Source organism: Xanthomonas codiaei (genome assembly GCF_002939785.1).
GTDB classification, from domain to species: Bacteria; Pseudomonadota; Gammaproteobacteria; order Xanthomonadales; family Xanthomonadaceae; genus Xanthomonas; species Xanthomonas codiaei.
On sequence record NZ_MDEC01000014.1, the window covers coordinates 56,742 to 76,755 of the forward strand.

The following is a 20,014-nucleotide window of genomic DNA, read 5'->3' on the forward strand; positions in this document are numbered from 1 at the left end:
TTTACCTCAGCGGCGGATGGTGCCGAGCCCGGCCGGCTCGGCGGTACTGGCATAGCGGTTGGACAGATCGGCCGCCGCGTTGCCGATCGCGGCCACCGCACGGTCGATGGTCGGACCGTTGGCGATCGCCGCGATCTTGGCCGCATAGCCCGGATCGGTGGCGTAGCCAGCCTGTTGCAAGCCGCGTGCAAAACCGCGGATATCGGTGCCGGCCTGCAGTGCGCCCTGGTAGCGGCTGTTGTTCTTCAGCAGGCGCACGTAGTCGGCAAAGCTTTCCTCGGCCGAGCCATAGGCGCGGAAATCGGCGGTTTCGCTGGTCTTGACGCCATTGACGTATTCGTGGGTGCCGGTGGTGACCCTGGCGCCGTTCCAACCGGTGGCCTTGATGCCGAACAGGTTGTTGGAATCGCCGCCATTGCCGATGCCGCGACGGCCCCAGCCGGTTTCCAGCGCGGCCTGCGCCACCAGCGCGCGGGGGTCCACGCCCAGTTCGCGCGCGGCCTTCTGCGCGTGCGTCCAGATCTTGGCGACAAAGCCTTCCGGGGTGCGTTCGCCCAGGCTGGCGGCGGCGTTGCTGGCGGCGCTCGCGTTGACCGCGGCATTGGCGTCGGCGGCATCGCTGGCGGCCACGTCGGTCCAGCGGTCATTGGCCGACGGCCAGCTCATCGCGGCAGCATCGTCGCCGCCGGCCTCGCTGCTGCCGGTGCGCCCGGCGATCAGGTCCAGCACCTGGCTCATGCCCACGCCGCCCAGTGCGCCTGCGCCGAGCTTGGCCGCCGCGCCCAGGGTCGCGCCGAGACCGCTGGCCGCGCCTTCGCGGGCGGGCAGCGGCAACGAGGCATCGCGCTTGCCGGCGACCAATGCGTAGGCCTTTGCGGCCTCGGCGGTGTTGAGCGAGGTATTCAATGCCGGGCCGCCGGTCTGGCCGCCCAGTTGCTTGGCGATCATCGCAGACAGGCCCAGCCCCTTGCCATCGGTCAACGCCTTGGCCATCTGCTGGTCGTACATCTCGCGGAACATCTGGTTTTCGCCCGGAAACATCGGGTCGCCGGAGCTCGCATCGCGCATGCTCTTGACCAGCATCTGCGCAAACTGGCCTTCGAGCTGACGTGAGACCTTGTCGATCTTCGCCGGATCGGCCTTGGTGCTCGGGTTGAGATCGATGGGCGAGGCTGCGATACGCATGTCAGATCACCTCTAGCTCCGCCGTCAGCGCGCCAGCCTGCTTCAGGGCTTCCAGGATGGCGACCAGGTCGCCGGGAGCCGCGCCCACTTCGTTGACCGCGCGAACGATCTGGTCGAGCGTGGTGCCGCCTTCGAACTTGAACATGCGGCTGCCTTCGGAGGTGGCCGTGATGGTCGACTGCTGGGTCACCGCGGTGCGGCCGCCGCTGAAGGCGCCCGGCTGGCTGACATTGGCGTTTTCGCTGATGGTGACGGTGAGCGAGCCATGCGCGATGGCCGCCGGCATCACCCGCACCAGCTGGCCGATGACCACGGTGCCGGTGCGTGCGTTGACCACCACCTTGGCCGGTGCATCGCCGGGCGAGAGTTCGACGTTTTCCAGCCGCGACAGCAGGCCGATACGCGCGCCCGGGTCGGTCGGCGAGCGCACCGCCACGGTCACGCCATCGACCGCACGCGCGGTACCGGCGCCGAAGCTGTTGTCGATCGCCGCCACCATGCGCGAGACGGTGGTGAAGTCGTTCTGGTGCAGGTTCAGGGTGATCTCGCCGCTGCCGGCGAACACGTCCGGCAGGGCGCGTTCGACGGTGGCGCCGTTGGGAATGCGGCCGACGCTGGGGATGTTCACCGACACCCGCGAGCCATCCTTGCCCTGCGCACCGAAGCCGCCGACCACCAGGTTGCCCTGGGCCATCGCATAGACCTGGCCGTCGGCGCCCTTCAGCGGCGCCATCAGCAGCGAGCCGCCACGCAGCGACACCGCGTTGCCGATCGAGGAGACGGTGATGTCGATCGGCTGGCCGGGCTTGGCGAACGGCGGCAATTCGGCGTGGATGGCCACGGCGGCGACGTTCTTCAGCTGCGGGTTGACGTTCGCCGGAACATTGACGCCCAGCTCGCCGAGCAGGTTCTTCAGGCTCTGCACGGTGAAGGGCGCCTGGCTGGTGCGGTCGCCGCTGCCATCCAGGCCGACCACCAGGCCGTAACCGACCAGCGCGTTGCCGCGCACGCCGCCGACCTGGGCAAGATCCTTGATGCGCTCGGCCGAGGCCGGCGAGGCGATCGCGCAGGCCGCCACAACGGCAGCCAGCAGACGGAAGGACAGGGAAGACAGGTTCATGGTCGCAGGCTCAGTAGGGCGACAGACGGGAGTTGAAGAAGCGGCTCAGCCAGCCCATCGCATTGGACTGCGCGATCGCGCCGCGGCCGCCGTAGGCGATCCGCGCATCGGCCACCTTGCTGGAGGGCACGGTGTTGTCCGGAGCGATGTCGGCGGCGCGCACGATGCCCTGCACCTGCACCAGCTCGTCGCCCTGGGTCAGGCGCAGCTGCTTCTGCCCCTGGATCACCAGGTTGCCGTTGGGCAGGCGCTGCACCACGGTGACGGTCACGCTGCCCTGCATGCGGTTGCTCTGCGCGGTGTTGCCCTTGCCGTCGAAGCTGCGATCGCCGCTGGTGGAGTTGCGCAGCACGTCGGTGCCGTTGACGGTGAGCGGCACGCCCAGCAGCGTCGGGGTGCTCATGTCCACGCTGTCGGACTTGCTGACGGTGGTGTTGGCGGTGGACGAGGCCGTGGTGTTCTCCACCAGGTTCACGGTCAGCAGGTCGCCGACATCGCGGGCGCGGCGGTCGCCATACAGATTCAGTCCGGGACCGGCGGCGTAGATCGCTCCGGCGGTGGGCTGCGCGACCGGCGCGACCACCGGCACGATCGGGGCCATCTCCGCAAACGGCCGTACGTCGCCTGCGGCCACGCAACCGCCCAGCAGTGCGCTGCAGGCCAGAGCAAGACCCAGGGAGGAGAGGGAAGACAGGCGTGACATGGTGTGGATTCCTAAGAGGGCGACGGGCGGCGGACCGATCAGACGTTGTTGTTCAGGTAACCGAGCATCGAGTCGGTGGTGGAGATGGCCTTGGCGTTCATTTCGTAGGCGCGCTGGGTCTCGATCATGCTCACCAGCTCTTCCACCGTATTGACGTTGCTGCCTTCCAGCGCGCCCTGCACGGTGGTGCCCAGGCCATTCAGGCCGGGCGTGCCGTTCTGCGCGGGGCCCGAGGCGGTGGTCTCGACGAACAGGTTCTCGCCCTTGGCCTGCAGGCCCGAGGGGTTGATGAAGTCGGTCAGGGTCAGCGCGCCGATTTCCTGCGCGGCCGCCTGGCCTGCGACGGTCACGCTGATGGTGCCGTCGTTGCCGATGGTCAGCGATTGCGCGCCTTCCGGCACCTGGATGCCCGGCTGCAGCGGATAGCCGCTGTTGGTGACCAGCTCGCCCTGCGCGTTGATCTGGAAGGTGCCGTCGCGGGTATAGGCCGAAGTGCCGTCGGGCATCTGCACTTCGAAGAAGCCGCGGCCGTTGACCATCACGTCGAGCGCGCGGCCGGTCTGCTGCTGGCTGCCCTGGTCGAAGCCCTTGAAGGTGGAGACCACGCGCACGCCGGTGCCCAGCTGCAGGCCGGTCGGCAACTGCGTCTGCGCGGAGGTCGAACCGCCGGGTGCACGCACCTGTTGATACAGCAGATCTTCGAACGCAGCGCGGTCGCGCTTGAAGCCGGTGGTGTTGGTGTTGGCCAGGTTGTTGGAAATGACCGACATGCGCGTCTGCTGCGCATCCAGTCCGGTTTTGGCGACCCACAAAGCCTGATTCATGACCCGATTCCTCGTTAGACCCGGGGATGTGTTCCGGGTACGGGTGGGTATATGCACGTGGCGTGCCAAAGTGGCGACGGATTTCTGCCGGGTGTGCGCGGGATCACGCGCCTGGCTGCGCGACGATCTACTCAGGGCAGGAGGGGCGGCGGCAGGCAGTCGCCAAGCCGCCGGCGGTTGCGTTTGCGTGGCTGATCACCTGGTGGTCGGTTGCCGGTTAGGGCAACTGATCACTTGGCGCGAACTCGTTTGATTGCAGGCGTAGCAGGCTCGTTGGCCGCGTCTCGGCTCCAGAACCCAGGGCAGAAGCTGAGTCGGTCGAGGGCGCGATGCCCTCACCGCTTGCGGGACACGCCGTAAACCCGTCCATGGGGGCTCCGTGGCGGCATCCATGCCGCCAAGGGTCCCGCAATCGGCGAGGGCACCGCGCCAGACAGTTTGCTGATGACCCAAATGGCGATCAACAAAGCACTTTGAGCACTGCTCTCATACGGGCACCGACAATCTTCACTGGTCCTTGCCCGTTCACCCTCCCGGGACCTTACGCGGCATGGATGCCGCGTAAGAGCCTCCATGGACGGATTCACGGCGTGTCCCGGGAGGGTGAGCGGGCAAGGGCCCTCCAGCCAGGTCACGGACTAGCCGCTCTGCAGCCATGCCGCAGACCAGTCGTTCTGTAATGAAGCCCCGGACTTCTCTGTATGCCGAATGCGGTCGCCAAACACGCCTTACGGTCGGCGGCGGCGTTGGCAACAAATTGCAACTGGCTGGCGGCATGCGCCGCGCTTAGCCGCTCACTCGCAGCAGCGAATTGGCCGATTGTGCGTTGTCGTCGCCGTTCTTGATGATCTTGACCTGCATTTCGAACTGCCGCTGCAGCTGGATCATTTCCACCAGCGCGCCGGCCGCATCCACGTTGCTGCCTTCCAGCATGCCGCTGTTGATGGTCTTGCCGGTGGCCACCGCAAACGCCTGGGCCGGGTCGGTGCTGGTATTGCGCATCAGCCCGTCCGGGCGCCGCGTCAAACGGTCGGCGGGGGCGTCGACCACTTTCATCCTGCCGACGATGGCCATGGTCTGCGGGCCTTCGCCCTGCGGGATGATCGAAATGCTGCCATCGCTGCCGATCTCCATCGCCTGGTGCGGCGGGATGGTCATCGGGTTCCCGGCTTCGTCCAGCACCGCATGGCCGTTGGCGGTGACCAGCTGGCCATTGGCGGTGAGCGCCAGCTCGCCGTTGCGGGTATAGGCCTCGCTGCCGTCGGGCGATTGCACTGCCAGCCAGCGGTCCTGCTGCAGCGACACGTCCAGCGGGTTGCCGGTCACCTTCTGGTGGCCCTGGCTGCGATCGAAGCCCTGATCCACATGCAAGGCATCGATCCGGGATGGATACCCCTTGCCCTGGATCTTGAACGCCTCGGTATTGGCCAGCGCAGCCTTGAACCCCACCGTATCGACGTTGGCGAGATTGTGCGACACGGTGCTCTGCGCCTGCAGGGAGGCACGGGCACCGGTCATCGCGACGTAGAGGGCTTTATCCATGAGGCACCGGGATTGGGGAGTCGGGAGTCGGGATTCGTAAAAGCGGGCTGTTGCGACCTGGGAAAGGAGGGGGCACTGCGGGCATCGGTTGGATGCAATGCCCGCTCTTGCCAATCCCTAATCCCCAATCACTAATCCCGGCCATTAACGAATATTGATGATCGTCTGGGTGACCTGGTCCTGGGTCGAGATCATCTGCGAGTTGGCCTGGAAGTTGCGCTGGGCCACGATCATGTTCACCAGCTGCTCGGTCAGGTCCACGGTGGAGGCTTCCAGCGAGCCGGATTCGATCTGGCCCAGGTCCGAGGTGTCCGGTGCGCCGGTACGGGCGGCGCCGGAGGTGTAGCTCTCGGCCCACATGTTGTTGCCCTGCGACTGCAGGCCCTGCGGGTTGACGAAGCTGCTCAGCGCGACCTGGCCCAGCGGCTTGTCGGCGCCGTTGGAATAGCGCGCGAACACCACGCCGCTGGTGTCGATGCTGATCTCGTTGAGCTTGCCGCTGGCGTAGCCGTCCTGGCGGGTGTCGCGCAGGGCGAAGGCTTCGCCGTACTGGGTGGAGCCGCTGACATTGAGCTGCATGTTCAGCACGCCGGCGCCGGTGCTCGGGGTGAACGGGTCCATCGCGATGATGCCGTTGGCCGGGGTGGTCAGCGCACCGGTATCGGAGAACTGCAGCGTGGTCGGGGCACCGACGGCGGTGCCGTCCACGTAGTTGTGCACCTGCCATTCGTTCGGGTTGGCGGTCTTGACGAAGTAGGAGGTCTGCACATGGCTGACGCCCAGCGAGTCGTAGACGTTGATGCCGCCGGTGGAGTGGCTGTAGGTCTTGTCGTCGGCCGGATTGAACGGGGTCACCACCGGCGCGGTAGCGTTGCCGGGCAGGGTGAAGGCCAGGTTGACCGTGGAGGTGGACTTGGGCGGGCTGTCGGTGGTCAGCAGCTGCAGGTCGGACAGGCGGCCGACATCGAAGCCATTGCCGCTGGGATTGGGCGCAAACACCTGCAACCGCGCGCCCTGTGGGTTGATCACATAGCCGTTGGCATCGGTCTGGAAGTTACCGGCGCGGGTATACATCTTGGCGCCGTTGGACGAGACGGTGAAAAAGCCCTCGCCGGAGACCGCCAGGTCCAGGCTGCGCCCGGTCGGGTCGATATTGCCCTGCGAGAACTGCTGCGCCACGTTGCTGACCCGCACGCCCGAACCCACCGCGTTGCGCGACAGGCCGTAGCTGGTGCTCTGGAACATGTCGGCGAACTCGGCGCGCGATTCCTTGAAGCCGGTGGTGTTGACGTTGGCGATGTTGTTGGAGGTGACGTTCAGATCGGCATTGGCTGCGTTGATGCCGGACAACGAGGTATTGAAAGCCATGGATGAGTTCCTTTGAGTGTCGGTTGCCGGCTCAGCTGACGCGGAGCACGTTGGCGAGCGGGGAGGTGCCAAGCCCCGTCAGGTTGAGATACAGGCCGTCCGAGCCGATCGTGACGCTGTCCACCGGTGCATCGACGTAGGTGGACAACTTGCTCTTGGCACCGGCAGTGTCGGTCTGGGTTGCGGTGATGCCGTACTTGCCGGCGGGCATACGGTTGCCGTTGGCGTCGGTGCCGTCCCAGGCGAAGGACACCTCGCCAGCGGCGCTGGCCGGCACGCTGAGCTGCTTGACGAAGGTGCCGTTGGCATCGGTGATTTCGAAATTGACGAAGCCGGCGGAGGTGGCGGCGACCACGCCCTTGGCCGAGCCGGTGGCATCGATGGCCACCTGCGCCGACGGCACCAGCACGTTGTGCCCGACCAGTGCAGCGCCCTTGAGCACCTGATCGCTGTTCATCGAGGTGGTGAAATTGCCGACCTTGGTATTCAGGTCGCCGATGCCCTGCACGGTGGAGAACTGCGCCAGCTGGCCCAGAAACGCGCTGTTTTCCATTGGTTTGAGCGGGTCCTGGTGTTGCAGTTGCTCGGTCATCAACTTGAGGAAGTCGGCCTGGCCGAGCGCCTCCTCCTTCTTGGCGACCGTGCTGCTGGTGCTCAGGCCGAGACTTTTGTAGAGATCGCTGCCGATCGTGCTCATCTGGAGATTTCCGTTGGTATGGGTCAGCTAGGGACGGGTCAGCGACCCATGGTCAGGGTGGCCAGTGCCAGTTCCTTGGCGGTATTGAGCATTTCCACGCCGGCCTGGTAGTTGCGCGAGGCGGAAATCATGTTGACCATCTGCGAGACCGGGTCCACGTCGGGCGAGAACACGTAACCGTCGGCATCGGCCAGCGGGTGGCCGGGCTCGTAGCGACGGATCGGCGGCGCGTTGGTGGTGGTGATCTCCTTGACGTTCACCGAGGTCAGGCTGGGATCCTGGCGGCTCTGCTGGGCCTGGAAGATCGGCTCGATCGGCTTGTAGGTGGCCTCGGCCGAGCCCGCCACCGAATCGGCGTTGGCCAGGTTGGAGGCGATGGTGCTCAGGCGCACCGACTGCGCGTGCAGCGCCGAGCCGGCGACATCGAAAATGGGAAGGTTGCTCATGGCTTATTGGCCCGTGATCGCGGTGAGCATCGAGCGCACCTTGGATTCGAGGAAGCTCAGCGACGCGCGGTACTCCAGCGCGGCGCGGCCGTAGGCAGCGCGTTCGGCGTCCGGGTCGACGGTGTTGCCGTCCAGGCTGGGCTGATCGGCTTCGCGGGTGATCTGGAATGGATTGAGCCCGGCACCGCCGCCGATCTCGTAATGCTTGGCATCGGTGGTCTGCAGCAGGGTGCCGTCACGCACGCCTTCGGCCGCCTTGAGTGCAGCGTCGAAGTTCAGGTCCTTGGCCTTGTAGCCAGGGGTATCCACGTTGCTCAGGTTGCTGGCAATGAGCTTCATGCGCTGCTCGCGCAGCGGCAGGGCGTCGCCGTGGATGCCTAGAAAGGACGAGAAGGGATTGGACATGGTGCTCTCCCGCGAGGTGTTGCCAGGGAGAAAGCAAGGTTTGTGCCGAAGCGAGGAGTCCAGGGTTCGGCGAGCGTGCAGGGCGCCTGGGGCACCTGTCCGTGCCCGGATACCTTGCGCGATCCATTCAGGGATCGTGATGGCGAAGCTGGAAGATCGGCTTGGAGCGTCCAAATCGGTGCGGGGGCTCGGCGCGCAATCGGACTCACAGGATGCAAGTCCTGTGCGCGGCGGAGCCGGTCAGTCGGCGCTCCTCAAGCGTGAAGACATGAGGCTTGGGCGGAGCGGCTGGGTGGGGGCCGGCCCTGCGGGCCAGGACAAGCACAGCTCACGCCGGCGGTCGCTCGATCGCGCAGGCACTGCCTGGCCTCCTGCCACTGGAAAGCCAGGCCCTGGCCGGGCGAGCGGCTTGCTTGCGGGACAATTGCTGTGTGCGACATCAGCGCCGGCAGGTGGCCGGCGATGCAGGGAGTCGGCCAGCGGCCGACCGAAGCGGTGGGGTCTTGCTCAGGCCGCCTCAGCAACCACTTTCAGGCGCGCCAGCACGTAATCGGCCAATTCGTGGGCGCTGTACTTGGCCACGAAGGCGTTGGCGCCGACCTGTTCGACCATGGCGTTGTTGAACACGCCGGACAGGGAGGTGTGCAGCAGCACGTACAGGCCCTGCAGGCCCGGCGTGCGCCGGATTTCCGTCGTCAGCGTGTACCCGTCCATCGCCGGCATTTCGATGTCGGAGATGACCATCGCATAGCGGTCGGCCGGATTCTCGCCGGATGCGGCCACCTGCAGCAGGTGATCCAGCGCCTGGCGGCCGTCCGAGAGCAGGGTGGCCGAGACGCCGAGCTGGTCGAGCACGCTGCGGATCTGCTGGCGCGCCACCCGCGAGTCGTCCACCACCAGCACCTGGAACTGCCGGTCGTAGGCCACCAGCTGCAGCGATGGATCCAGCTGCACGTCCTTGCTGACCTTGGCGATGTCGGCCAGCACGCTTTCCACGTCGATGACCTGGATCAGCTCGCCCTGGAAGCGCGTCACCGCCGTCAAATAAGTGGCTTCGGCGCCCAGTTCCGGCGGCGGATGGATGTCTTCCACCGCGATATTGACGATGCGTTCCACGCCGCTGACCAGAAACCCCTGGACCGAGCGGTTGAACTCGGCCACCACCAGGTAGCCGGGGCCGTTTTCAGCATGCGAATCGCGCTCGGGGTGGCCGATGGCCAACCCCAGGTCCAGCACCGGCACCGAGCGTCCGCGCACATCGGCCACACCGGCGAATTCGCTCGGCAGGCCCGGCACCTGGAACAGTTCCGGACGGCGCAGCACTTCCTGCACCTTGAAGACGTTGACGCCAAAAAGCTGGCGTCCGCCCAGCCGGAACAGCAGCAGGGCCAGTCGATTGTGGCCAGCCAGTCGGGTGCGCTGGTCGATGCGGTTGAGCAGGTCGTGGGTCATGGGGCAGATATCGACAGCGCCCGCGGGAAACTTGAGGGCTTTATGGTTGGTGGGGGCGCTGTCGGGATTGGGGATTGGGGATTTGCTCAAGCGCCGGGATTAGGTGATTGGGGATTAGGGATTCGCTCAACGGCGTGCACTAGCCAGCCGGTCAGGTCGCTGCTGCTTCTGCATCCTTGACAGTGTCAGTGACAGTTATCGGATAGATCCGGCGGGTGAAAGTGCCTCGGCGGCGGATAAATGAATCACCCGCGAAGCCGCTTTCACGAATCCCCAATCCCGACTCCCCAATCCCCGCAAAAAACAGGCACGCCGCTTGCAACGTCTGTCCCGTCTTCCTCCGGATCCGGTCCCATGCGCCTGCTCCTGCTTGTCATCCTCTTGGCTGCCGCTCCGGCCTGGGCCCAGAGCTATCAGTCTGTCGATTCCATTCGTGCTGCGGCACTGGCTACCGTTGGCCCGGATGCCGAGGCCGAGGCCACGCTCGATCCTGGCCTGCGCATGCCGGCCTGCCCGATCGCGCTGCAGGCCCAGCCCACCGGCACCAATACGGTGGAGGTGGCGTGCCCGCAGCCGGCCGGCTGGCGCCTGTTCGTGCCGTTGAAGGTGCGCCGCAACCAGGACGTGCTGGTGCTGCGTCGCGGCATCAGCGCTGGAGAAACCATCTCGCTGGCCGATATCAGCATCGAGAAGCGCGATGCCGCCCGCATCGTCGGTGCGGTACTGGCCGACCCGGTGGCGGCAGTGGGCAAGAGCGCCCGCCGCATCCTGTCGGCCGGGTCGTTGCTCTCGGCCAACGATCTGGTCAGCCAGCGGCTGGTCCGCCGCGGCGATACCGTACCGCTGGTCTCGCGCAACGGTGGCCTGGAGGTGCGCATGAGCGGTCGCGCACTGTCCGATGCCGGCGAAAACGAGCGCGTGTCGGTAGAAAATTCCTCGTCGCGGCGGGTGGTGCAGGGGGTCGTTGAAGCGAACGGAACCGTTGTCGTCTCCAGGTAAAAAATTTCTATAAAGTTTTTTTTCTGGGTGCCGTTATCCCCTACGACCTGTAGAGGAGTTCCTGACATGACCCAGAAAATCGAAGGCAATCTACCGACCGCTGCCACCCTTCGTACCGCGGCCACCAGCAGCAAGATCGCCTCGGCCGGCGAAGATCGCGCGTCCCCGGTTGCCGCCACCCCGCCCACCGACAGCGTCAAGCTGACCGGCGAGGCGACCAACCTGCAGAACCTGCAGCGCGAGCTTTCGCAGTCCTCGGCGATCGACACCGGTCGCGTCCAGGCGGTGAAAGAGGCGTTGCAGAACGGCAGCTACACCATCAATCCGGATGCCATCGCCAGCCGCATGATGGATCTGAATCAGCAACTGGCGGGTTGATCCCGACTTAAAGGATGAACGTGAACGAGTCCCTGCAACGTCTCAGCGATGCGCTGGCCGGCGAACGCCAGGCATTACTCGAGAACGACATCGATGGGTTGATGCGACACACGCAGGACAAGCTGTCGGCGCTGCGCGCGCTCGAAGCGGCGATGCCCGAAGGGCAGGAAGAGCGCCTGCGCGAGCTGGCCGAAGCCAATCGTGCCAATGGTGCGTTGCTGGCCCGCCGCCGCCGTGAAGTGAACTGGGCGTTGCGTCACCTGGGCCGCACCGAGAGCGGGCCGTCCTACGACGCCAAAGGCCAATCCAACGTAGTGCGCGGCGGACGTTCGCTAGCCGTTGCCTGACATAGCTGCGCTGCGCCAACCGCGCGCGCCAAGGCTGCCTGGGATCTCGAGTACGCCAGGGCGAGGGTAGGCCCTGCAGGCTTGCCATCGGAACACCCGGCCGGCCGCAACAGCCCGCCGTTCTCCGGAACGGAACAGTCGCCAAAGGACATCCATCGACATGCGCTGCCACGCAGCGGTCGTGTCCGCCTGTCGACAGGCGCATCTGGTCACGCTGCATTACGCTCAATCGCATGCCGCCAGCGTTCGCCTGCCGCCCGCGCAGCCTGCCTGCCTGCCTGCGCGGCTCTAAGACCAAGTGGCGATATGGCACCTTGAGGGTTCGGCGTATATTGAGGCGTCCCTCCTGCTGCCTCGTCCCGTGACCGCCAAGTTTTTTCTCAATCAGACATTGTTGCCGTCCTCGAGCACGTTGCGCGCCTTTGGCGACCAGATGCTGGAGGGCGTGTTGCTGTTCCGCGCCGACGGGCAGCTGATCCTCGCCAACGCCGTTGCGCGACAGAGCCTGTGCAAGGAAGATCCCACCGACGACCGCAACCTGGGCGAGCGCATCTCGCAGGTGCTGCCGTCGGACGCGTTGAACCAGGCGCGCAGCAAGGGCAGCTGGACCGGCAGCCTGCCGGTGGCCGACCGGGTGGTCATCGCGCACCTGTACTACAACGAAGAACAGGGCGTGGGCCACTTCCTGGCGCTGTTCCACAACATCGAAGGCCAGCAGGATTACGAGCGCGAGCTGCAGCAACGCCACGCCGAACTGCGCCAGGCCTATATGCGGTTGAACGGTGCACAGGACAAACTGCTGCAATCGGAAAAAATGGCCTCCATCGGCCAGCTGGCCGCCGGCGTCGCGCACGAGATCAACAACCCGATCGGGTATGTGCACTCCAATCTCGGCAGTCTGCAGGAGTATCTGCGCAGCCTGTTCACCCTGATCGAGGCCTACGAACGCGCGCTGCAGGCGCCGGACCCGAAGGCGCTGATTCCCGAGATCGACGAGATCCGCAATCGCGCCGACATCGATTTCATCAGCCGCGACCTGCCGCAGCTGATGTCCGAGTCGCGCGAAGGCATCGAGCGGGTGACCCGCATCGTGCGCGACCTCAAGGACTTCTCGTACTCGGACCGTTCCGAGTCGTGGAAGATGGTGGACCTGCATGCCGGCCTCGAATCCACGATCAACATCATCTGGAACGAGCTCAAGTACAAGGTGACGCTGGAGCGCAATTACGCCGAGCTGCCGCTGGTGGAGTGCCTGCCGTCCGAGCTCAACCAGGTCTACATGAACATGCTGCTCAACGCCGGCCAGGCCATCGTCGAGCGCGGCACGATCACCGTCACCACCGGCCGCGACGAGGCCGAGAACGTCTGGATCCAGTTCCAGGACAGCGGCGCCGGTATCGCTCCGGACCTGTTGCAGCGCATCTTCGACCCGTTCTTCACCACCAAGCCGGTGGGCAGCGGCACCGGCCTGGGTCTGTCGATCTCCTACGGCATCATCAACAAGCACCACGGCCGCATCGACGTGGAAAGCGTCCCGGGGCAGGGCGCCAGCTTCCGGATCACGCTGCCGATCCGGCAGCCGAAGTAGCGCTGGCGCGCTGGGATTGGGGAATCGGGATTAGGGATTGGCAGTAGCGCTGAAGCGCTGGGATTTGGGATTGGGGATTCGCAGAAGCGGCTGTTGTTATTGCTGATCGCCAATGGGCTATTTGAAGCAATCGCACAGCACTCCGCTTCTAACCAATCCCCAATCCCCAATCCCTACTCCCGGCCGTTCCGCAGCTCGTCGTGCGTGCGGAACGCTTGGCGGATATGCTCGCGCAGTTCGTCGTCGTTCCAGGGCTTGGTCAGGAAGCGGTAGATCGCGCCGCGGTTGATCGCCTCGGTGACGGTGGCCAGATCGGTGTAGCCGGACAGGACCAGGCGCACGGTGTCGGGGTAGAGCATCTTGACCCGGCCCAGGAACTCAGTACCGCTCATGTCGCTCATGCGCTGGTCCGACAGGATCACCTGCACATCGTTGGTGGCCAGCAGGTCGAAGGCGTCGCGCACGTTGCCGGCAGCCAGGATGCGGTAGCCATCGCGGCGGAACAGGCGCACCAGCGAGCGCAGCACGTTTTCCTCGTCGTCCAGCAGCAGCAGGGTGCGGTCGGGGCGGCTTTCCGCGAACGATTCCGGGCGCAGGTAGCGCCGGCGCAGCGCCATGCCGGCCGACTCGGCCGACATCGGCTCGCCGAACAGGTAGCCCTGGAAGATGTCGCAGTCGTTGCGGCGCAAAAAGCCCAGCTGTGCCTGCGATTCCACGCCATTGGCGATCACCGTCATGCCCAGCTGGTGGCCCATGGCGATGATGGCGCGCGCGATCGCCGCTTCGCGGCTGCCGGCCGGTGCGCTCTTGATGAAGCTGCGGTCGATCTTCAACCGGTCCACCGGGTAGCGCACCAGCGCGCTGAGACTGGAGTCGCCGGTGCCGAAGTTGTCCAGGCTCAGGCTGATGCCTTCGTTGCGCAGGTTGGCCATCGTCTCGTGGACGAAGTTGACGTTGTTGGTCAACGCGCTCTCGTTGATCTCCAGGGTCACGAACTGCGCGGGCACGCCTGCGGTCTGAAGCATCGCCATCACTTCGTTGAAGAAGCCCGGGCGCAGCAGCTGCAGCGTGGAAACGTTCACCGCAATGCTGAAATCGTCGAAACCCTGGTCGCGCCATAGCCGCGCCTGGCGCACCGCGTTCTGCAGCACCCATTCGCCGATCTGCACGATCACGCCCAGGCGTTCGGCGGTGCGCATGAAGCGCTCGGGCACCAGCATGCCCAGGGTCGGCGACTGCCAGCGCAGCAGCGCCTCCATGCCGACGATGCGGCCGTCGCGGGCGCTGACCAGCGGTTGATAGCGCAGCCGCAGCTCGCCATGCGGAATCGCATCGACGATCTGCCGCGCAATGATGCTTTCGCTATGCGCGTTGGTGGCCGAGTTGCGCGTGTACAGCCGCACCGTGTTGCCGCCTTCGCGCGCGGCCTGGTAGCTGGCTTCCTCGGCGTAGTCGAGCAGGGTAGACAGCGAGGTGGAGTGCTCCGGACACAGGCTGATGCCGACCTTGCCGGTCATGAATAGCGTGTACGGCAGCACCGACAGCGGCAGTTCCAGCTGCTGGCGGATCTCCTCGGCAAAATCCTCCGGCAACGGCGTGTCGTCGCGGCGTACCGCCACGATGACCATCTCGTCGCTGCCGTGCCGCCACAGCTTGCCACGGGTACCGAGAAATTCCTGCAGCCGGCGCGCGGCCAGGGTCAGCGCCTGATCGCCGACCTCGCCACTCATGTTCTCGTTGATCGAGGCGAAATGGTCGATATCGACGTGGAAGATCATCAATGGCTGGCCGCCGGAGGCGGCTGCGTCGACCAGGTGCAGCAGTTCGGGATTGCCTGCGCCCAGGCGTGTCGGCTTGACGATTTCCAGTCCGGGCGGGATTACAGGGCTCCACATGACTCAACGTCCACCATCTTCGTGGACGGACTCGCCGGCCGGGTGATAGGGCAGGCGCAACGTCACGCGCGTGCCTGCTCCGGGAGCCGATTCTATCGCGAGCACGCCACCGACGGTTTGCGCACGCTCACGCATCACGATCAGCCCCAGTCCACGCGGACCTTCGGGCTCGAATCCATCGCCGTCGTCGCTGACTTCCAGGCTGAAGCTGGTGCCATCGATCGAGTGCAGACGCATGCGCACTTCGCCTGCACAGGCATGCCGCAACGCATTGGTCAGGCTTTCCTGCGCGATGCGGAAGCAGGCCTGCTCGATTTCGTTGCCGGGGCGCACGTCCAGCGGCTGTATATCCAGTTCCAGCCGGACCTGCGAGGCGCGGAACAGCATCGACGCCTGCCAGCGCAAGGCCGCTTCCAGGCCCAGCGCATCCAGCTGCGGCGGACGCAGCAGCATCGACAGGTTGCGCAGCTTGGTCACCGTGCTGTCGGCCAGCGACACCACTTCAAGCAGATCCTCGCGGCGCGCCTGCGGATCGGCTTCATCCAGCGCCGCATGCGCCGACAGCTTCATCGCGGTGATCGCCTGGCCGATGTCGTCGTGCAGATCGCGCGAGATGGCGCGGCGCTCGTCTTCCTGCAGCGAGAACAACCGCTTGGCCATCGCCTGCAGCTCGGCGTTGCTTTCGGCCAACGCATCGCGCATGCGCTCGGGTTCGCTCAGGTCGCGTACCACCAGCAACTTGCAGCTGCGCCCGCCATAGCGGATATCGCCGGCCGACAAGCCTGCGTAGAAGGTGCTGCCATCGCGGCGACGCATCGCCCGTGCGCTGGAGACCGGTTCGTTGCGGTCGCTGCCGGCGCGCAGATAGTCGCGCACCATGGGCAGGTCGGTGTCGCTGACCAGGGTCTGCAGCGGTTCGCCCAGGATGGTTTCGCCCTGGAAGCCGAACTGGGTGGAGCCGGCCGCATTGGCGTACATCACGTGCTCGTCGGCCAGGATCAGCACGCCATCCGGCAGCACCCGCACCAGTTCCCGGAATTGTTCCTCGCGCTCGCGCAGCAGGCGCCGCGACTGTTCGCGTTCGCTCACGTCCTGCAGGGTGCCGTGCACATGGCGGGCGCCGCCGGGCAGGGTCACGCTCTCGGCGCGCAGGTGCACCGTGCGCGGCTGCGAATCGCCGCCGGTCAGCGGCAGCAGCACGTCGATCTGCACTTCGCCGCCGGTGCACATGTCTTCGATCATGCGTTCGATCCGCGCCTGGGTCGCGCTATCGGACGCGGTCAGCAGCTCTTCCAGTCGATGTTCGCGGCGGTGCATCGGCACGCTACGCCCCAGGATGCGATAGACCGCCGACGAGTAGCGGCCGAGGCCGGTGGCCCGATCCAGTTGCCAGGAGCCCAGACGCGCGATGCCTTGCGCTTCTTCCAGGCGTTCCAGTGCCTCGTCGCGCAGGTGCTGCGCCTGCCGCTCTTCGCTGCGGTCCACCGTGACCACCAGGCGGGCAGGGCCGCTGGCCAGGTGCAGCTGATTGCTGCGGACTTCGACATGCCGCAGGCCACTGCGGGTCAGCAGGTCTTCGTTGAGCACGCAGGTGGTGTCGCCTTTGCCACGGATCTGGGTGATGATTTCTTCCAGCCGGTCGCCATCGGCATTGGGCCAGATCGCCTGTAGCGTCTGCTGCAGGAATTCATCGCGTTCCCAGCCGAAGAATTCCAGCGCCGCCGGGTTGGCATCCAGGATGCGCATGCTGGCCAGGTCGTAGATGAAGGCCGGGCTGGGCAGCGCCAGGAACTTGGCCTTCAGCAGTGCCTCGGACTGCGCCAGTTGCGCATGTTCGTCCACGATCAAGGCCACGAAACGCCGCAGCACCAGGTGGATCACGATGCTGGACAGCAGCAGGAAGCTGGCGTCCGACCAGCGTTCCGGCGTGGCGGCGCCGGCCAGGTTGAGCAGGCGGTTGCCAAGCAGCAGCCAGAGCACGCCGATCAGCAGGTAGAGGCCGGTCAGCGTCCACAGGCCTTGCTGCAGGCGCTCGGCCAGGCGAAGTCGGGACACCGGAGGGGACGAGAATACGGGCGCGGCGGCAGGTTGGTGCATGGGTCCGCGAACGACCTCAGGAGCTGGGCGATGCGGCCATCTTAGCCGCAACTGCGCCCGGTTCGGTCGCGCCCGAAACAGGTCCCTCAACTAATCCGCCGAGCGGCCGTTATCCATTGCGACTCCGAGCCAGGGGTCGATCCTTCGGAGTGTTCCAGAGTGGACTCAGGCGTCATTGCAAGCATGCTGCAGCACCCGCTGACCTCAGCGGTGGTGCTGTTGGATGCGCATGGCCAGCCCCTGGCGGCCAATCGTGTTGCGCAGTCCCTCGGGCTGCCGGCAACCCTCGGCGCATACGCCGAGGTACTGGAGAGCAGTCGGGCCCAGGTGGCCGATAGCGGCGGCATGACCGCCTGCGTGCTGCCCGGCACCGCTGGCGGACGGCTGGAAGGCTGGCTGCGTGCGGTCTGCGACGAGCACGGCCAGGTGATGGCCTTCACCTTGAGCATTCCCGAGCCGGTGGGCGCCGATGGCACCAGCCGCTGGGAAATGGGACTGGACAGTGCCGACCACGGATTGTGGGACTGGGACATCCCGGCCGACGTGGTGTACCGCTCCGAACGCTGGACCCGCATGCTCGGCTATTCCGAGCAGCCGCTGCCGAACAACCTCACCGCGCTTTCCGGTCTGATCCATCCCGACGACCACGCGCATGTCAGTGCCGCGGTGCAGGCGCATCTGGATGGCCGCACAGATACCTATGTGGCCGAATTCCGCCTGCGCCAGCACGATGGCCAGTGGCGCTGGATCCTGGATCGCGGCCGCGTGGTTTCGCGCACCGCCGATGGCCGCCCGTTGCGCATGGTCGGCACGCATACCGATGTGCATCACCAGAAATTGCTCGAGCAGCAGCTGCGCGAGCAGCAGGCCCAGCTCGAAGAAGCGCAGCGGATCGCCAGCATGGGCAGCTGGAGCTGGGACTCGCTGAAGGACCAGCTCTGGGTTTCGCAGGATTTCCTGCAGCAGCTCGGCATGACCCAGCTGCGCCTGCAGGGTATCCGCGACCTGCTGCGTCTGCTCGCCCGGCCGTCGGTTGCGCAGTTGCGCAGCGCCTGGCGCAAGATCAAGCACGAAGGCCTGCCGGTCCATTTCGAGCTGGAGGTCAACGGCCAGCTCGGCGTCAATCCGCATCACCTGCGGGTGTGGGCGCAGCCGGTCTTCGATGGCGACGGCAGCATGGTGCGTGTCCTGGGCCAGCTGCAGAACGTCACCGAACAACGCCAGACCGACGCCCTGATCCGCTGGCGCACCGAATTGCTCAACCGCGTGTCCGCGCTGGGCAAGATCGGCGGCTGCGAGATCGAGGTCGACACCCGCCGCATGCAGTGGACCGAGGAGTGCTACCGCATCCACGGCCTGCGCAAGGAAAACATCACCCTGGAGCAGGCGCTGGCGCTGTACACCCAGGATTCGCGCGATGCCTTCGAAGCGGCGCTGCTGCGCATCTCCGATGGCGGCCTGCCCGAGCAACTGGAGCTGTGCTTCTATCGCAATTCCGGCCAGCGCATCTGGGTGCAGGTCCTCATCGAACTGGACCGCCGCGAAGGCCTGCCGCCGCGCTTCGTGGCCCTGTTCCGCGATGTCACCCGCGAGCGCGAGGCCAACGAACGCATTGAGCTGCTGGCGCATTACGACCGCCTGACCGGCCTGCCGAACCGCTTCCTGCTGCGCGAGCAGGCAGAAAACGCCATCCGTGAGGCGCACGAGCGCGGCCAGGTGATGGCCATGCTGCTGATCGATCTGGATGGCTTCAAGAGCATCAACGACTCGTTCGGTCATGCCACCGGCGACAACCTGCTCAAGCTCGCCTCCGCGCGCCTGCATCAGCACCTGCGCAACAGCGACCTGTTCGGTCGCTTCAGCGACGACGAATTCATCGTACTGCTGCGCGACCTGTCCGAGCCGGAAGATGCCGGCCATGTGGCGCGCAAGCTGATCAGCGCGCTGGGCGAACCGCTGCGCAAGGACCACGTCACCCTCAAGCTCGGCGCCAGCATCGGCATCGCGCTGCAAGGGGAAGGCCTGTCGGACTTCGATAGCCTGCTGCGCGCCGCCGACGCGGCGATGTACGCGGCCAAGGAATCCGGCCGCAACACCTTCCATTACTACAGCCAGGACGTGCTGCTGCGTGCGCAGCGCCGCCTGGAGCTCGAGCATGCGCTGCAGGGCGCACTCGAGCGCGAAGAGTTCACCCTGGTCTACCAGCCGCTGGTCAACACCGTGGGCGATTCCTCCCCGGCAATCGAGGCGCTGATGCGCTGGAATCGCCCCGGCCATGGCCCGTGCAGTCCGGCCGAATTCATCCCTATCGCCGAAGAATGCGGCGAGATCGTGCGCCTGGGCGAGTGGGTCATCGGCGAAGCCTGCCGCCAGGCGGTGGTCTGGGATCGCGCCGGACTCAATTTCAGCCGCATCGCGGTCAATGTGTCGGCCGTGCAGCTGCGCGAGCGCGGCTTTGCCGAGCGCGTGCTGGAGATCTGCCGCGACAACAGCTGGTCGCCGTCGCGGCTGGAGCTAGAGCTGACCGAATCGGCCCTGATCCGCGATTCGGACTCGCTGCGCCGTTGCTTCGAACTGTTCGAACAGAATGGCGTGCTGCTGGCGGTGGACGACTTCGGTACCGGCTTCTCCAACCTGCATTACCTCAACCGTTTCCCGGTGCAGCGCCTGAAGATCGACCGCAGCTTCGTACAGGGCATGCTCGACGACGCCAACACCGCCGAAGTTACCCAGGCCATCGTGCATCTGGGCCACGCGCTGGGCATGCAGGTGGTTGCCGAGGGCGTTGAGACGGTGCAGGAAGATGCCTTGCTACGCCAGCAGGGCTGCGATGAGATCCAGGGCTACTTCTACTCACGCCCGCTGTCGCCGCGCGACATGGCGCAGTGGCTGCGCGAGGCCGAAGCCGGCATGCGCCTGGGCGCGCGGCTGGTGATTGCCAGCTGAGACCATAGTTTGGCTCGATAGC

At 65.9% G+C, this 20,014-nt stretch carries 17 protein-coding genes; 5 read left to right on the forward strand and 12 right to left on the reverse strand.

Annotation, left to right across the window (positions count from 1 at the left end; genetic code table 11):
- Nucleotides 1–6: 6 nt before the first annotated feature.
- The 10 genes from XcodCFBP4690_RS11695 to XcodCFBP4690_RS11745 form a co-directional block, all read right to left on the reverse strand.
- The gene (locus XcodCFBP4690_RS11695) at nt 7–1,185 is read right to left on the reverse strand and encodes a flagellar assembly peptidoglycan hydrolase FlgJ (RefSeq protein ID WP_104541101.1); all 1,179 of its coding nucleotides are present in this window, start codon (nt 1,183–1,185) and stop codon (nt 7–9) included.
- A gap of 1 nt (nt 1,186) precedes the next feature.
- Nucleotides 1,187–2,305 carry a flagellar basal body P-ring protein FlgI gene (locus XcodCFBP4690_RS11700; RefSeq protein ID WP_104541102.1) on the reverse strand — a complete coding sequence of 373 codons (1,119 nt, stop codon included), beginning with the start codon at nt 2,303–2,305 and terminating at the stop codon, nt 1,187–1,189.
- Between the two features lie 10 nt (nt 2,306–2,315).
- Nucleotides 2,316–3,008 carry a flagellar basal body L-ring protein FlgH gene (gene flgH / locus XcodCFBP4690_RS11705; protein WP_104541103.1) on the reverse strand — a complete coding sequence of 231 codons (693 nt, stop codon included), beginning with the start codon at nt 3,006–3,008 and terminating at the stop codon, nt 2,316–2,318.
- A gap of 38 nt (nt 3,009–3,046) precedes the next feature.
- Nucleotides 3,047–3,832 (reverse strand): flagellar basal-body rod protein FlgG, encoded by a 786-nt coding sequence (flgG, locus tag XcodCFBP4690_RS11710; RefSeq protein WP_104541104.1) that lies wholly within the window; start codon nt 3,830–3,832, stop codon nt 3,047–3,049.
- A 786-nt stretch (nt 3,833–4,618) separates the two neighbouring features.
- Nucleotides 4,619–5,374 carry a flagellar basal-body rod protein FlgF gene (gene flgF, locus XcodCFBP4690_RS11720; protein ID WP_104541105.1) on the reverse strand — a complete coding sequence of 252 codons (756 nt, stop codon included), beginning with the start codon at nt 5,372–5,374 and terminating at the stop codon, nt 4,619–4,621.
- 144 nt (nt 5,375–5,518) lie between these two features.
- Nucleotides 5,519–6,742 carry a flagellar hook protein FlgE gene (gene flgE, locus XcodCFBP4690_RS11725; protein ID WP_104541106.1) on the reverse strand — a complete coding sequence of 408 codons (1,224 nt, stop codon included), beginning with the start codon at nt 6,740–6,742 and terminating at the stop codon, nt 5,519–5,521.
- Nucleotides 6,743–6,773: 31 nt separating this feature from the next.
- Nucleotides 6,774–7,439 carry a flagellar hook assembly protein FlgD gene (locus XcodCFBP4690_RS11730; RefSeq protein ID WP_104541107.1) on the reverse strand — a complete coding sequence of 222 codons (666 nt, stop codon included), beginning with the start codon at nt 7,437–7,439 and terminating at the stop codon, nt 6,774–6,776.
- Between the two features lie 38 nt (nt 7,440–7,477).
- Nucleotides 7,478–7,885 (reverse strand): flagellar basal body rod protein FlgC, encoded by a 408-nt coding sequence (gene flgC, locus XcodCFBP4690_RS11735; protein ID WP_005914451.1) that lies wholly within the window; start codon nt 7,883–7,885, stop codon nt 7,478–7,480.
- Between the two features lie 3 nt (nt 7,886–7,888).
- On the reverse strand, nt 7,889–8,290 hold the full coding sequence (gene flgB, locus XcodCFBP4690_RS11740; protein WP_104541108.1) for a flagellar basal body rod protein FlgB: 402 nt from the start codon (nt 8,288–8,290) through the stop codon (nt 7,889–7,891).
- Nucleotides 8,291–8,797: 507 nt separating this feature from the next.
- Entirely contained in the window at nt 8,798–9,742 is a 945-nt protein-coding gene (locus XcodCFBP4690_RS11745) for a chemotaxis protein (protein WP_104541109.1), read from the reverse strand.
- Nucleotides 9,743–10,096: 354 nt separating this feature from the next.
- Between XcodCFBP4690_RS11745 and flgA the strand changes: the two genes are divergently transcribed.
- The 4 genes from flgA (at nt 10,097) to XcodCFBP4690_RS11765 (ending at nt 13,054) form a co-directional block, all read left to right on the forward strand.
- Nucleotides 10,097–10,741: a flagellar basal body P-ring formation chaperone FlgA gene (flgA, locus tag XcodCFBP4690_RS11750; protein ID WP_104541110.1), complete on the forward strand. Its 645-nt coding sequence runs from the start codon at nt 10,097–10,099 to the stop codon at nt 10,739–10,741.
- Between the two features lie 66 nt (nt 10,742–10,807).
- Nucleotides 10,808–11,119 (forward strand): flagellar biosynthesis anti-sigma factor FlgM, encoded by a 312-nt coding sequence (flgM, locus tag XcodCFBP4690_RS11755; RefSeq protein WP_064510812.1) that lies wholly within the window; start codon nt 10,808–10,810, stop codon nt 11,117–11,119.
- Nucleotides 11,120–11,133: 14 nt separating this feature from the next.
- Nucleotides 11,134–11,466 (forward strand): flagellar protein FlgN, encoded by a 333-nt coding sequence (locus XcodCFBP4690_RS11760; protein ID WP_104541111.1) that lies wholly within the window; start codon nt 11,134–11,136, stop codon nt 11,464–11,466.
- Between the two features lie 361 nt (nt 11,467–11,827).
- Complete coding sequence (locus tag XcodCFBP4690_RS11765) at nt 11,828–13,054, forward strand: ATP-binding protein (RefSeq protein WP_104541112.1); 1,227 nt, start codon at nt 11,828–11,830, stop codon at nt 13,052–13,054.
- A gap of 173 nt (nt 13,055–13,227) precedes the next feature.
- On the opposite strand, the gene XcodCFBP4690_RS11770 is transcribed toward XcodCFBP4690_RS11765, so the two are convergent.
- Together XcodCFBP4690_RS11770 and XcodCFBP4690_RS11775 are read right to left on the reverse strand one after the other, a co-directional pair.
- Nucleotides 13,228–14,949, reverse strand: a complete 1,722-nt coding sequence (locus XcodCFBP4690_RS11770) for an EAL domain-containing protein (RefSeq protein ID WP_104541113.1) — start codon at nt 14,947–14,949, stop codon at nt 13,228–13,230.
- Nucleotides 14,950–14,952: 3 nt separating this feature from the next.
- Nucleotides 14,953–17,046, reverse strand: a complete 2,094-nt coding sequence (locus tag XcodCFBP4690_RS11775; protein WP_104541114.1) for a sensor histidine kinase — start codon at nt 17,044–17,046, stop codon at nt 14,953–14,955.
- Nucleotides 17,047–17,205: 159 nt separating this feature from the next.
- Between XcodCFBP4690_RS11775 and XcodCFBP4690_RS11780 the strand changes: the two genes are divergently transcribed.
- Complete coding sequence (locus XcodCFBP4690_RS11780; protein ID WP_208622728.1) at nt 17,206–19,992, forward strand: sensor domain-containing protein; 2,787 nt, start codon at nt 17,206–17,208, stop codon at nt 19,990–19,992.
- The last annotated feature ends 22 nt before the right edge of the window (nt 19,993–20,014 follow it).